Annotated in this window: 12 protein-coding genes; 10 read left to right on the forward strand and 2 right to left on the reverse strand. The window is 50.2% G+C overall.

What is annotated here, in order from left to right; genetic code table 11:
- The first annotated feature begins 11 nt into the window (after positions 1–11).
- From BBD42_RS12525 to BBD42_RS12560, 8 genes are all read left to right on the forward strand, one after another.
- On the forward strand, positions 12–869 hold the full coding sequence (locus tag BBD42_RS12525; protein ID WP_162241889.1) for a carbohydrate ABC transporter permease: 858 nt from the start codon (positions 12–14) through the stop codon (positions 867–869).
- Between the two features lie 56 nt (positions 870–925).
- A complete protein-coding gene (locus BBD42_RS12530; protein ID WP_099518392.1) occupies positions 926–2,200 on the forward strand; it encodes an ABC transporter substrate-binding protein in 1,275 nt (424 codons plus the stop codon).
- A 36-nt stretch (positions 2,201–2,236) separates the two neighbouring features.
- A complete protein-coding gene (locus tag BBD42_RS12535) occupies positions 2,237–3,838 on the forward strand; it encodes a glycoside hydrolase family 43 protein (protein WP_099518393.1) in 1,602 nt (533 codons plus the stop codon).
- 37 nt (positions 3,839–3,875) lie between these two features.
- Positions 3,876–4,898 (forward strand): NAD(P)-dependent alcohol dehydrogenase, encoded by a 1,023-nt coding sequence (locus BBD42_RS12540; protein WP_269467264.1) that lies wholly within the window; start codon positions 3,876–3,878, stop codon positions 4,896–4,898.
- 51 nt (positions 4,899–4,949) lie between these two features.
- Positions 4,950–6,752, forward strand: a complete 1,803-nt coding sequence (locus BBD42_RS12545; RefSeq protein WP_150131542.1) for a sensor histidine kinase — start codon at positions 4,950–4,952, stop codon at positions 6,750–6,752.
- Positions 6,724–7,494: a response regulator transcription factor gene (locus BBD42_RS12550; protein ID WP_099518395.1), complete on the forward strand. Its 771-nt coding sequence runs from the start codon at positions 6,724–6,726 to the stop codon at positions 7,492–7,494. The genes BBD42_RS12545 and BBD42_RS12550 overlap by 29 nt, the downstream gene beginning before the upstream one ends.
- A 404-nt stretch (positions 7,495–7,898) precedes the next feature.
- The gene (locus BBD42_RS12555; protein WP_099518396.1) at positions 7,899–8,570 is read left to right on the forward strand and encodes an HAD family hydrolase; all 672 of its coding nucleotides are present in this window, start codon (positions 7,899–7,901) and stop codon (positions 8,568–8,570) included.
- 69 nt (positions 8,571–8,639) lie between these two features.
- Entirely contained in the window at positions 8,640–9,848 is a 1,209-nt protein-coding gene (locus tag BBD42_RS12560) for a mannitol-1-phosphate 5-dehydrogenase (protein ID WP_099518397.1), read from the forward strand.
- A 150-nt stretch (positions 9,849–9,998) separates the two neighbouring features.
- Here the strand turns inward: BBD42_RS12560 and BBD42_RS12565 are convergent, their stop codons facing one another.
- Together BBD42_RS12565 and BBD42_RS12570 are read right to left on the reverse strand one after the other, a co-directional pair.
- Positions 9,999–10,598: a TetR/AcrR family transcriptional regulator gene (locus tag BBD42_RS12565; protein ID WP_099518398.1), complete on the reverse strand. Its 600-nt coding sequence runs from the start codon at positions 10,596–10,598 to the stop codon at positions 9,999–10,001.
- Between the two features lie 172 nt (positions 10,599–10,770).
- On the reverse strand, positions 10,771–12,234 hold the full coding sequence (locus BBD42_RS12570; protein ID WP_099518399.1) for a DHA2 family efflux MFS transporter permease subunit: 1,464 nt from the start codon (positions 12,232–12,234) through the stop codon (positions 10,771–10,773).
- A 286-nt stretch (positions 12,235–12,520) separates the two neighbouring features.
- On the opposite strand from BBD42_RS12570, the gene BBD42_RS12575 reads away from it, so the two are divergent.
- Together BBD42_RS12575 and BBD42_RS12580 are read left to right on the forward strand one after the other, a co-directional pair.
- Complete coding sequence (locus tag BBD42_RS12575; RefSeq protein WP_099518400.1) at positions 12,521–13,411, forward strand: carbohydrate ABC transporter permease; 891 nt, start codon at positions 12,521–12,523, stop codon at positions 13,409–13,411.
- A gap of 15 nt (positions 13,412–13,426) precedes the next feature.
- Entirely contained in the window at positions 13,427–14,263 is an 837-nt protein-coding gene (locus BBD42_RS12580; protein WP_099518401.1) for a carbohydrate ABC transporter permease, read from the forward strand.
- The last annotated feature ends 8 nt before the right edge of the window (positions 14,264–14,271 follow it).

Genomic DNA, 14,271 nt, shown 5'->3' on the forward strand with positions numbered 1-14,271 from the left:
GAGAGATGAAGGTGAGCGCGACTCAAACAATGCAGCCGGCGGGGACGCGTGGCAAAGGTTTTTCCCGATTGCTGCTGTATGTGCTGCTACTGGTGCATCTCGTATTTACAGGATATCCGTTCGTATGGATGGTCATTTCTTCATTCAAAACCAACAAAGAATATTTCGCCAACCCTTGGGGGCTGCCGGAATCGTGGCATTTCGATAATTTTGTGCAGGCATGGAACCAAGGCATCAACGGCTATTTGTTCAACAGCTTGTACATTACTTTCTTCTCGGTTGTGGGACTGCTGGTCGTATCGACACTGATTGGCTTTTACTTATCGATTCGGCCGTTTAAAGGCTCGAAGCTGCTGCTGGGGGCATTTTTTCTCGGCATGATGATTCCGATCCACAGCACCTTGATTCCATTGTTTACGATGGCGAACAAGCTGGGCATGTATGATTCGTTCTGGGCATTGTTTTTCCCTTATGTCGCCTTTAATCTTCCGGTCGCTGTCTTTATTGCCCATGGCTTCTTTCAAGGGGTGCCGAAGGAGCTTGAGGAGGCGGCTATGATTGACGGCTGCTCGATCTACCAGACGTTTTTCAAAGTGTATTTTCCGATTGCGAAGCCGGTTCTGGCGACGATTACGATTCTTTCCTTTTTCAACATTATGAATGATTTCGTCTTTCCGCTCGTTATGGTATCCAAAGAATCGCTCAAAACGCTGCCGCTCGGCCTTATGATGTTCAAAGGCAACTTCAGTGCCGATTATTCGCTCATCAGCGCGGCATTGGTCATTACGACAGCTCCGATCATTATTTTATATATGTTTCTGCAAAAGTATATTCAAAAGGGGGTTGTAGCGGGCTCGGTTAAAGGTTGATCGAAACATCTATTTAAGAGCTGCGGCATTCGACACTATTCAAGGGGGAAACAAACATGAAAAAGGGTCTTATTTTATTGTTGGCAATGATGATGGTAGTGATGGCAGGCTGCTCTAGCGCCGGAAACAAGGCGGAAGGCGGATCGACTGAGGGTGCATCTGGCGATGTAACGAAGCTGACCATGTGGAGCATGGAGACGAGAAACAAAGATATTATTGAAAAGTCGATCAAGCAATTCAACGAGGAGCATCCGAATGTGGAGCTTACGGCTGAGTTTTTTGAAGACGAGGCTTTGAAAACAAAAATGAAAGTAGCCATTACAGGCAACCAGGTGCCGGATATTATTACGTATTGGAGCGGCGAAACTTTCGACACGCTCGTATCCAACAACATGCTGGGCGATATTACCGAGCCGCTTAACAAGGATGAAGCGTTCAAAAACGATGTGCTTAACGGCGGATTGGAAACGTTCTCTTACGACGGCAAAAACTACGGCATTCCCGTTTTGTTCAGCGGAGTATCCCTGTGGTACAACAAGCAAATTTTTGAGGAAAATGGCCTGACTCCTCCGACAACCTACGCGGAGCTGCTAAGCGTTGTAGACCAACTGAACGCTAAAAATATCGTTCCGATTACAGTTGCAGGCAAAGACCGCTGGCCGGTTCTGCATTGGTTCTCCTATCTGGCACAGCGCATCGGCGGCATGGAGCCGTTCGAGAAAGCGAAAAAAGGCGAAGCCGATTTCACTCAGGACAGCTTTGTGAAAGCGGGCGAAATGCTGCGTGAGCTTGCTGTCGATCATAAAGGTTTCATCAATGGTTTCCTTGGCCTTGATTATGCAGCGGCTGAATCGCTGTTCACGAACGGCAAAGCTGCGATGTATTTGCAAGGCGAATGGGCGATGAACTCCTTCCTGGATGGCGACTTTGCCGATAAAGTAGGCTTCGTGCCATTCCCGACAGTAGATGGCGGCCAAGGCGGCATTAACATTTACCAAGGCGGCTTCGGCGCCGGCATGGCGATTTCTTCGAAGACGAACCAAGAAGCTGCTTATGAAGCGATTCGTTTCCTGACGGACTCGCTGCAACGGAAAGAAATTAATGAGGGCGCGAACATCAGCCCGATGAAAAACCCTGGACTTGACGAGGCGAAAATGAACCCGCTGGCGTTTGCCTACGACAGCTCGATCAGCAGCAGCCTGGAAGGCTTCTTCAGCTACTACGACCAAGCGCTTGATGCAAAACGTGCAGAGCAGTTTTTGAACTCGGTCGGCGCGATCGTCGGTCAAAACGCAAGCAGCGTAAAAGACGAGCTGGCGAAAATCAAGTAATAGCAGCCAGAACTTACGAGACAGGAGGCGTTTACGATTAACGTAATTAACAATCCGATATTGCGGGGATTCAACCCCGATCCTTCGATCATTCGTGTCGGAGACGATTATTATATTGCGACCTCGACCTTCGAATGGTTTCCCGGTGTCCAAATTCATCATTCTCGCGATTTGAAAAACTGGCGGGTGCTCACGCACCCGCTTACCCGGGCAAGCCAGCTCGATATGATCGGCAATCCCGACTCCGGCGGAGTATGGGCGCCGTGCCTGAGCTACCATAACGGCATCTTCTACCTGGTGTTTACCGATGTGAAGAGCCATATGGGACCTTTCAAGGACACGCATAACTATGTCGTTACAGCAACCGATATTATGGGGCCTTGGTCAGAGCCGATTTATTTGAACAGCAGCGGCTTTGACCCTTCCCTGTTCCATGATGAGGATGGCACCAAGTGGCTGGTCAATTTGAAATGGGATCACCGCAAAGGGAAAAACCCGTTTGGCGGCATCGTTATTCAGCAGTATTCCGAGGAATTAAAGGCGCTGACGGGGCCGATTCAAACGATTTTCGACGGCACGCCGCTTGGCTTGACCGAAGGTCCTCACATTTACCGCCATGATGGCTATTATTATTTGATTACCGCCGAGGGCGGCACGCGTTTTGGCCATGCGGCGACAGTTGCTCGCTCCCGGACGCTGCTTGGCACCTATGAGGCCGATCCGGCTGGGCCGCTCCTTACGTCGGCGGACCGCCCAGAGCTTGAACTGCAAAAGGCGGGTCATGTCAGTCTGGTCGAGACGCAGGATGGGCAGCTGTACATTGCCCATCTGTGCGCGCGGCCGCTCAGCCCTTCGGGAAGCTGCACGCTTGGACGGGAAACGGCCCTTCAGAGGGTCGTTTGGACGGAGGACGGCTGGCTGCGCCTTATCGGCGGAGGCCACTCGCCGGAAGTTCAGGTGAGCGCGCCTGCGCTTCCGGAGCATCGTTTTGCGGCGGAGCCGGAGATCGAGCATTTTGACGGAGATGCGATCAGCATTCATCTTCATACGCTGCGCGAGCCGCGGAGCGAGCAATGGGCAACGCTGAAGGAGCGTCCGGGCCATATGAGGCTGAAGGGAAGAGAATCGCTGTTTTCCTCCCACCGGCAGAGCCTGATCGCACGCCGCCAGCAATCGTTCACAGCAGATGCTGAAACGGTCGTTGAATTTGAGCCAGATACTTATCAGCAGCTTGCCGGGCTTGTATACTATTACAATACAAAGAATTATTATTACTTATGGATCAGCCGCGATGAGCAGCTGGGCAAATGCCTCGGCATTATGTCGAGCGACCGCGCGGTCTATGATGAGCCGCTTGAGCAGCCCGTATCGATTGATGGGGCAGAGCGCTGCTATTTGAAGGCGGAAGTCCGCCATGAGGCGCTGCAATTCTATTATTCGCTGGATGGAGCGGCTTGGCAGCCAATTGGCCCTGTTCTGGATGCCAGCAAAATATCGGATGAAAACGCCGAGCTGGTGAAGGATGGCATTGCGCTTGATCAAGGCTTCACCGGGGCATTTATCGGCATTTGCGTACAGGATTTAAGCGGACGAGGCAAGTATGCGGACTTTGATTATTTCAAGTATTCTGAAAGGTGAGCTGATGATGAGCATAAACGTAATGGATGCAGCCGTAATGAACAAACCGCTGGATATCGAGATTCAAAAAGTACCCGTTCCGACGCCGAAAGACGATGAGGCGCTCGTCAAAGTATATTGCATTGGCGTATGCGGCTCGGACGTTCATTATTATGAGCACGGAAGAATTGGCCGCTACGTCGTGGAAAAACCGATTATTCTCGGCCATGAGCTGGCTGGCGAGGTAGTAGCTGTCGGCGCACGCGTATCCAATGTCGCGATTGGCGACCGGGTAGCGGTAGAGCCGGGCGTAGCCTGCGGACGCTGTGAATATTGCAAATCGGGCCGTTACAATTTGTGCCCGGACGTTGTGTTCATGGCAACGCCGCCGGTTGACGGCGCATGGGCCGAGTATGTAGCGGTACGCAGCGATTTCCTATTCAAGCTGCCGGATGAAATCAGCTTTGAGCAGGGCGCGCTTCTGGAGCCGTTGTCCGTAGGCCTTCACGCGATGAATCGCGCAAAGGTTACTCCGGCAGACCGTCTGCTCGTAACCGGGCTTGGCCCGATTGGCCTGCTTGCCATTCAGGCAGCAAAGGTCTTTGGCGTAAGCGAAATTTATGCGACGGACGTTGTGCCCTTCCGCCAGGAGCTGGCGAAGGAAATGGGCGTTACGGCGGTTATTGATCCGATGAAAGAGGATGTGCAGGCGCGCATTGCCGAATTGACTGGCGGAAAAGGCGTTACCGTTATCGTTGAGACATCGGGGAACGGACGGGCTATCGCCGATGCGGTTCGCACCGTCAAGCGCGGCGGACGCATTGTGCTTGTCGGCATGCCGGCAGCCTCCGAAATTCCGGTTGATGTGAACGCGATCATCGATGCGGAGGTAGATGTGCTCGGATTGTTCCGTTATGCGAATACCTACCCAGGCGCCATTCAAGCACTAAGCCAGTCCAGCGTGGACATCGAGAAGGTCATTACCCATAAATATGCGCTGCGGGATACGAAGGAAGCGGTAGAAATGGCCCGCACGCAGAAGGACACGAGTATAAAAATCATGATCTATCCTAATAAATAATCGTATGCGGACAAAGCCTATCCTTTCACGAACGACGAGAGGATAGGTTTTGTGCAAGTTTTACTGGAGGAAGACGAAGTGGGCTATTTCAAAAAAATAGGGCTGGATCAGACGAGAGGCCAAATTTTTGTCAGCTTTATTTTGACCATGTCCATTGTCCTGCTCATTACGGTAAGCAGCCTCTATGTGCTGCTGTCCAAGGTGCAGCGGGAAAATGCGGCACTGTACATTGACGAGATTGCGCTGCAAGCAAGCGGGAGGCTGGAATCGCAGCTTAACGAGGTTAACGTTCTGACGCTGCAGCTCGCCATGGATGACCGGATACAAGAAGCGCTCAGCCTCGAGAAGCAGGGGCACTTGGCGGTTTATGACGAACGAATGAAACTGAGGAGGCTGCTCATCGAGAAGACGGCCTACTCAGATACGATAAAGGATATTGAGCTTTACAGCTTGTCCCGCAGCCTCTACCCCATCGTGGAGAAGAGCATCGCAGAACGGGTAGAGGAGCGCTATTTAAAGCAGGCGGATGAAATTCATCAGGCCGGAGCCATTATATGGATCGGACGCGATCCGGACAATCCGGAATATTTGCTGGCTGTCAGGCAGGTCAAGCTGGAGAAAGAGAAATATGCGAAGGGCGGCTATTTGCTCATCCGGCTTAAGCCTTCGATTATTGAGCTGGCCACTACGGACAAGGCGAAGGATAAAGGCCGGGTGATGCGTCTGCTTGACGAGAACAATAACAGCATGAACGTAGGGGAAAACAGCGGACTGCTTCTGTCTGTCGGCTCGCTTGAAGGGGAGAGCGGCGATTATGTAACGGTAGAGCGGGCGATACGGTCGACAGGCTGGAAGCTGCAAATTATGATTCCCAAGCAAACGCTGACCGCCGACATTTACTTTTTGCGTGATGTGCTGCTATGGGCGAGCGTGCTGAGCATTTTCGTATTTGCCCTGCTGTCGTATTATTTGTCCAAGTTTATTACCTCGCCGATTCGAAGCCTGACGCGCATCATTCAGGGCGGCAAGCATGGCAGTCCGCGGGAAAATCCTGACCAGTATTTCAACCGAGAGGTTAATCAGCTGAATATGACGTATAACCAGATGGTTAAGCAGATTAATTATTTGATTAAATCCGTATACGAGATTGAAATTGTGAAGAGCAAAAGTGAAATTAAAGCGCTTCATTCCCAAATCAATCCGCATTTTTTATTCAATACGCTCGATTCGCTCTACTGGGATCATATCCGCAAAGGAGAGCAGGAGCTGGCGCAAACCGTCATTCAGCTTGCCGATTTATTTCGGTATACGATTCATTCAAGCACCCAGGACGGATTTGTCACCATCGATGAGGAGCTGGAGCAGGTCAAGCGGTATGGCGATATTATGAAAATGCGCTGGCGCGACAGGCTCGCCATTGAAATCGACTGCGAGCAGCAGCTCGGCAGCGTGCGAATTCCCAAGCTCGCGATTCAGCCGCTGGTTGAAAATGCCATTGTGCATGGCATAGAGCCTATGGAGCATGGAGGCACCATCAAGCTGCGCGTAAAGGAGGAAGCGGGCGTCATTTCCTTTACGGTGCACGATAATGGCATTGGCATAGACCCGGACCAGCTGCATTTAATAAGAGAACGCTTACAGAATGATTTGAGCATTGCCTTTGTTACGGGCAAAAACGGGATTGGCCTGTTCAATGTATGCAAGCTGATCCAGCTTCATTACGGCAAGCAATACGGCTTAACCATTGACAGCGCGCCGGGCGCCGGGACGACGATCGTATTAAAAATTCCGCTAAAGCCCGAGCCGGAGAGGGGAGCTTCTGACGATGAATCACAGCATATTGGTCGTGGATGACGAGTATAACTCGCGCATGGGGGTGGCCTTCACTCTGGAGCAGTGGGGGGAGGACAAGGTGCAGGTCGATATGGCCGACAATGGAAAGCAGGCGATTCGTCTGCTTCGGGAGAAGCCGTATGATCTGCTCATTACTGATATTCGGATGCCGATCATGACGGGCATCGAGCTGCTTGAGGCGCTGCGCGGCGAGCAAAATGGCATAAATACGATTTTGCTCACTGGCTTTGCAGAATTTGAGTATGCCCAGAAAGGGCTGAAGCTTGGCGCCGTCGATTATTTGCTGAAGCCGATTCGGCAGGAGCAGCTCATTCAGGCGGTCGGAAAAGCGTTCCAATCCAAATCGGAGGAAGCGGCAAACGGGCTTTCCTATGGCGTGCCATCGACCAATGCTTATATTCTTAGTGCCGTTAAGTATATCCATGAAAGTATCGGCATGCCTTTGTCCATTAAGGAGGTCGCCCAGCATGTCCATCTGAATCCGAGCTATCTCAGCGTGCTGTTCAAGGAGGAGACAGGCGTAAGCTTCAGCGACTATGTCATCCGGCTGCGGATGAAGCGGGCCAAGGAGCTGCTCTATCATTCTCCGCTCAGCCTGGACGGCATTTCTGAGCAAATCGGCCTGCAGACAGCGAGCTATTTTATTCGGATTTTCAAAAAATATGAAGGCATTACGCCGAAGCAGTACCGAGAGCAGCTTAAGCTGATGGCAGCTCACGGGACCCAAGGGCCGCTTTCCTAGACGAGGGAGTGCCGCCCGAGCTGGGAAATAGACAGCCTCTGCCGTTCAAAATAAAAAAAATATTAACCAATCGCAAGGAGCCGCTTGAATGCTAGCGGCTCTTTTGGTTGTTCGCTCAGTTATATACAGCGTGAAGCCCTTGCCAGTCAAGGGCTGGCGCTATTTTCCCTTCTCCTAATTTCGCTGTTGATGAGCGGGGATACAACCATTTTTAATGTTCCTTTTCCCTCTGAATGAAACCGCTGCCTGTAAATGTCATGTTATCTTCCATGTTTGACGTATTGTTAACCTGTTTGTTATGGTTTTTATAGCTGGACCGGAGCGAATGAAGCTTTCTGTAGAATATCTCTTGTATTTTGCGTAAGATATTCTGACAAGACTGAATCCGAAGGAGATGGTTAGTTTTGATCAAAGGTATCATTTTCGATTTTGACGGAACGATTATCGACACTGAGACGGCTTGGTACACGGCTTTTAGCGAAGCCTATGAAGAACATGGGGTAGAGCTGACGCTCGAACAATACTCCACCTGCATTGGCACGAGTCTGCACAGCTTTAATCCTTATGAATATTTGATGACCGAGCTTAAGCTGCCCATTGATAAAGAGGACTTCCGAACAGCTGTCCATCAAAGGCACAGCAAGCTGATGGAGCTAGAAGCCATACGGCCTGGCGTTCAGCATTATCTGGATTCGGCTAAAGATGCCGGATTGCGGATGGGCGTAGCCTCAAGCTCCTCCACAGAATGGGTCGAGAAATATTTAAACCAATTGGGCATTCGCGATTATTTCGAATGTGTCCGTACGTCGGACCATGTTGAGAAGGTGAAGCCGGACCCCGAGCTGTATAACCAGGCCATGGCTTGTCTGGGCATTGCTCCAGACGAGGCGGTCGCAATTGAGGATTCGCCCAACGGCTCCAGGGCAGCGGCGGCGGCAGGCATGCATTGCGTCGTTATTCCTAATGAGATTACCAGTTTTCTGGAATTTGATGCTCCGCATCACAAAATAGAAAGCTTGAGCTTGCTCGATTTTGACCATGTGATTTCCCGTCGTTGTTTTCAAAACGTATATTGACTGATTTCGAAACGATCTTCTTGCAAGGATCAGCTTAAAAATCAAGCTCAATTAAAGGGGGAAACAATATTGAGAGCCGTACATTTTGGAGCAGGCAATATTGGCAGAGGGTTTATAGGCCCGGTGCTGTCGCGCTCCGGCTACAAGGTCTGTTTTGTCGGCAGGAATATAAAGAAGGTGAACCAGCTTCAGGAGCGGGGGCAATATCCCGTAACGCTTGCGAATGAAGACCGGGACCGTTTTATTGTGCATAATGTCACCGCCATTGCTCTGGAAAATACGGAGGAAGTGGCGAAGGCCATAGCAGAGGCGGAAATCGTCACAACGGCAGTGGGCATCTCCGCCTTAAAGGATATCGCCAGTACGATTGCCAGAGGGATCGAGCTTAGGCTGGCAAGCAACTTTAACGTTAAACCACTGCATATCATTGCTTGTGAAAATGGCATCAAGAGCAGCCATAAATTGAAAGCCTCCGTTTATTCCCATATCCAGCCATCCCTCCAAGCGCTAGCTGATCGCAGCATCGCCTTTCCAAATGTCATGGTAGACCGCATCGTGCCTGTGCAAAAAAATAAAGATCCGCTTGCAATCCTCGTTGAGCCCTTCAGTGAATGGGTTATTCCTCGCAGTGACATGATCGGCGATTATGATGACATCAAAGGCGTCCACTATGTAGATAAGCTTGGCCCGCATCTCGAACGAAAGCTGTATACCGTCAACACCGGGCATTGCAGCGCCGCCTATTTCGGTTATTTGGAAGGATATACGACCATTCAAGAGGCGATGGCAGACCCCGGAATTCGCTCCCGCGTACAAGGCGTTTTGAAGGAAACGGGCGCATTGCTCGTTCAGCAATATGGCTTCGATTCTGCCGTTCATGACAAGTATATTCATAGAATGATGGAGCGGTTCAGCAACCCGAACTTTAAAGATGCCATTACGCGAGTCGCCCGTTCTCCCATTCGCAAACTTTCTCCTACAGACCGGCTTGTGCAGCCTGCGAGACTAGCACTTGAGCTCGGGCTTGATACGAAGCATTTAGTTGCTGCCATAGCCTCGGCCTTGCTGTTTGACGATAAGCAGGATCAAGAGGCAATTCATCTTCAAGAAGCGATCCGCACTTATGGAATAAGCGAAGTTATTGCGTCCAAGCTGGGCATTTCCCCTGCACATCCGCTGCATAGCCGCATTGCAAGCGAATACCACAAGCTTTGCTTGAAATATCCCCACATGGCCAGCTGCGGCTATGAATCCATGATTCAAAGCATGCGCGGCTAAAGGCCGCATAAACTATCGTATATAATAGAAAAAGGGTGTCCATGGCTATTAAAGCCGGCTGGACACCCTTTTCTTTGAAAGCTAAATAGGTTTGCATTTCATAGCTGAGCTGACTAAGGGAGCCAAATCAGTCCCCATCATTCTCCGCCTTTAGCGCGCTTCTACAAACAACGGCTCAATAAAAGTCACTCTATATTGCTCAGAAATAAATTCCTTACTGTAGCCCTGTTCTGCGAAATGGGCCATCAGCTCTGGTGAAAACGAGGAAATGAGCAGGGATGCGGCGATGGTTGGCAAAATTTGCGGTCGCAGCTGCCCTGCTGCTGCAGCTTCCTCCAACAGTCCGCTGACCGTCGCATGCATGAAGGTATATGGCTCAGCTAGGAACCAGTCCTGATTGTGCTTCTCGTCGGCGCAAATAGCGGAAAGAATAGGACGTATATATTCCCGCAGCTCAAGAGCAAAGAAAAGCAGGCTTTGTATAAAGGCCGAAAGGCGTATGACGACGGGCTGCGCGGCTTTTTCCGTTAGGTCCCGCATCGTATTCGACTTGAACTGCTCGAATTGGCTATCCAAAACGGACATGCACAGCGCGCCCTTGTTTGGAAAACGCCGATAAAGCGTGCCCTGCCCAATGCCTGCTTTTTTCGCAATTTGGTGCATATTGACCGCTTCAACGCCATGCTCGTTAAAAAGCTGGCGGGCCTTCTCGATAATATCCCGGCCCACCTCATCCGTTTCAAAACTCAACTAGCTTTCACTTCCTTTATGCTCACTGCGAGGCCGCTCCGAAGGAGCAACACAAAACCGACTTTCTAGGGAAAAGGCTTCGGAGAGGAATAACAAAAAAACGAAAAGGCCCGTTTTTTTGTTATTCCTTGGTCGTAAAGTGAAATCGAAAAGACCGATTTCACTTTACTCCCTAAGCCGCTCTTTTCTCCTCCACATCAGGCGCTTTGGTGCGCCGGATGAACAAGCCAAGCCCGAAGGCGATGAAGGCAATAATAAGTCCAACCAGAAACGCGCTGTGCATGCCGGATACGAAGCCTTTGACCTGCTCAAGCGGAGAGCCCGGATCAGTGGAGCTTTCCAAATATTTTTTTGTGCCGGATGACATAATGCTGATGAATAAAGCAGTACCGATGGCGCCGGCAACCTGCTGCAAAGTATTCAAAATTGCTGTGCCATGCGGGTACAGCTTGCGCGGCAACTGATTGAGCGCGGTCGTCTGCGCAGGCATCATCACCATGGAAACGCCGATTAGCAGCACAATATGGATAAAGATAATATAACCTATACTTGTCAGCTCGTCGATGCCGTTAAACATCCATACCGCTGCCGCTGTAATAGCGAGCCCCGGAATGACGAGCACCCGCGGTCCAAACTTGTCGAACAGCACGCCGGAAACCGGAGCCATCAGGCCGTTGATAATACCGCCCGGAAGCAGTATAAGTCCGGCAGCCAGAGCGGTTTTGCCAAGCGCGTTTTGCAGGAAAAGCGGCAGCAAAATCATCGTGGAGAACAGCGTCATCATCATCACCAGCATGAGCAAGGCGACAAGGCTGAACATCGGATATTTAAAAGCGCGCAAATCCAGCAGCGGCTGGCTCGACATGAGCTGCTTCACAATGAACAGCAGCAAGGCGATTGCGCCGACGACGATAGACCAAATGACGATGGAACTGCCCCAGCCATCCTCGCCTGCTTTACTAAAGCCGTAAATCAGACCGCCAAAGCCGATGGATGACAATAAAATCGATACCAGGTCAACCTTTGGACGGGTGATATCCGATACATTTTTCAAATAAACCGCCGCAAACAAAATGGAAAAAACGGCGAGCGGAATAACTAAGAAAAACAACCAGCGCCAATTGAAGGATTCAATAATAAGCCCGGACAGAGTCGGGCCGATAGCGGGCGCGCTCATAATAACGAGGCCGATCATGCCCATGGCGCCGCCGCGCTTTTCTGGAGGGAAGATAACCAAAATCGTATTCATCATGACCGGAAGCATTAAGCCGGTGCCAAGCGCCTGAATGACGCGGCCGACAAGCAGCATCGGGAAGATGGTTGCCGTACCGCAGACGACGGTTCCGACAAGAAATAAAATCATCGCCGACAAAAACATTTGCCGGGTTGTGAACCATTGCTGCAGCAATGCAGTAATCGGAACCAAAATGCCGACTACGAGCAAATAAGCCGTCGACAACCACTGAATGGTCGCGTAGCTAATATCAAACTCCTTCATTAAATCGGGGAAAGCAATATTAAGCAGGGTTTCGTTCAGTATCGCGACAAATGCGCCTATAATAAGTGCCGCTACAATAGGTCCTCTTTTTATTCCACTCAAATCCTTGGGTGCTGTCTCTAGACTTCCTGTGTTCAAAATCGTTCCTCCTCCATGCCTTTCGTTTGTGTGCCAGTACTGCTAACGCTCTAAAATAAGTATGTCCCCGCTCCCGCTGGTTCACTCAGCCTCCATTCAGGCGGCCTATGCCGCTCCGTACTTGCGGACAATTGTCCGCACTGCTGAAAACCATTTTAGCGGACAATTGTCCGCAAGTCAACAACGACAATAGTCGTTTCGTCCCCCCAGCATCATTGATTGCCCCATCCCGTATGAAAGGCGGCATCCTATACAATGAAGCTACAAAAGAAGGGGAGATGAAGGCATGCATAAAAATCGAATCGGGGCGTATTTGTTCAGCTTTCCAAGCTTTTTTCTAACCATGGCGCTCGGCATTTATCCGGTTGTATGGGCGCTTCGATATATGTTTTTTGATTATCAAGGGTTTGGGACGCCGAAGTTTATCGGACTTGAGAACTTTGCGCGAGTAGGAAGGGATGCTGAATTTTGGCACTCCGTTCTGAATACTTTCATCTATGCGGGTGGAAAATTAATTATTACGCTGCCGCTATCGCTCATATTGGCGGTTATATTGAATCGGAAGCTGCGGGGACGGCATGCGTTTCGGGCGATTTTTTTCCTGCCAACGATTTTCAGCGCCTCTGTCATGTCCATCGTTTTCTATATTGTGTTCAACTCCTATAACGGCATTATTAATCAATATTTAATGAAGCTGAACATCGTATCCGCTCCAGTGGACTGGCTGGGCGCTGTACATGCGATGACGACGATCGTCATTATTGCGGTGTGGGGAGCAGTCGGCAACTATATGCTGCTATTTATCGCCGGTCTTCAGAACATTCCAGAGGATGTGTATGAAGCGGCATCGCTCGATGGCGTAAACCCGGTGCAGCGGATGTGGTACATTACGATTCCAATGCTCGGTCCTGTTTTGCAAATGATTATTATGCTTGCGATTACAACGTCGCTTAAAGGGTATGAGAGCATTATGGTATTGACGGAGGGCGGTCCTTTCGGCAAAACCGAGGTTATGTATTTGTACCTGTACAAACTGTTCTTCCCGCTGACGACGTCTGGCACATCCGTGCAAAATATTGGCTACGGCAGCGCGGTCGGCTTTACAACGGCTGTTATTGTCGGTATCGTCACATGGCTGTATTTCTGGATGTCGAAAAAGCTTAATAACGTTTATTAAAAAGGGGGAACGATCATGACCATTCGCAAAATAGTACTTCGTACACCAGTTTGGCTGCTGCTCCTTGTTACGGCAGCACTGATGCTTTTTCCAATCGTAATCGCGCTATTGGGCTCCTTCAAGACGAACCTGGAGCTGACAACGGGAGCGACGTTTCTCCCTTCTTCCTGGCAGTTGAAAAACTATGTGCAGGCGTGGAATCAAGCTGATTTCTCCGCTTATACCTTCAATAGCTTATACGTAGCTGTATTCGCTACGGTCGGCACTTTGCTCGTATCCTCCATGGCTGCTTATGCGGTCGATCGCGTAGCTTTTAGAGGAAAGAAACTGTTTATTCTGCTTCAATCCTTCACTTTGTTTATTTCGATCGGTGCGGTTGTGCTGCGTCCGCAATTTGATTTAATGGTATCCATTGGTTTGCAGAAATCGCTGTGGGGCGTCATAATTATTCTAATTAGCGCGCATGCAACTGCCTTTTTTATGGTCATCGGCTTTTTCCGCGGCATTCCGCGGGAGCTGGATGAAGCGGCGCTCATTGATGGCTGTAATTTCTACTCTACCTTTTGGCTCATTATTTTGCCGCTCCTGCGCCCAGCGCTGGCTGTCGTATCGCTATTCACATTCCGTAATGCATGGAATGAATATATATTGCCGCTCGTATTTTCACTATCGCGTCCTGATCTGCAAACCTTGCCCGTTGGACTCGCTAATTTGCGCTACGGGGCAGGAGCCGCAGTTGAAAATCAACTGATGCTCGCCGGCGCATGTATTTCGATTCTCCCTATGCTCATCGTATATATTTTCGCTAATCGTTCATTTATGCAAGTTACGGCTGGCTCGGTTAAAGGCTAACAAACTCC

It is taken from the genome of Paenibacillus sp. BIHB 4019 (assembly GCF_002741035.1).
In the GTDB taxonomy this organism is placed as follows: domain Bacteria; phylum Bacillota; class Bacilli; order Paenibacillales; family Paenibacillaceae; genus Pristimantibacillus.

Excerpts from the sequence above, each read along its gene's own strand:
- BBD42_RS12530 (WP_099518392.1), top strand. The coding sequence starts at position 926 with ATGAAAAAGGGTCTTATTTTATTGTTGGCAATGATGATGGTAGTGATG.
- BBD42_RS12540 (WP_269467264.1), top strand. The coding sequence starts at position 3,876 with ATGAACAAACCGCTGGATATCGAGATTCAAAAAGTACCCGTTCCGACG.
- BBD42_RS12550 (WP_099518395.1), top strand. The coding sequence starts at position 6,724 with ATGAATCACAGCATATTGGTCGTGGATGACGAGTATAACTCGCGCATG.
- BBD42_RS12575 (WP_099518400.1), top strand. The coding sequence starts at position 12,521 with ATGCATAAAAATCGAATCGGGGCGTATTTGTTCAGCTTTCCAAGCTTT.
- BBD42_RS12580 (WP_099518401.1), top strand. The coding sequence starts at position 13,427 with ATGACCATTCGCAAAATAGTACTTCGTACACCAGTTTGGCTGCTGCTC.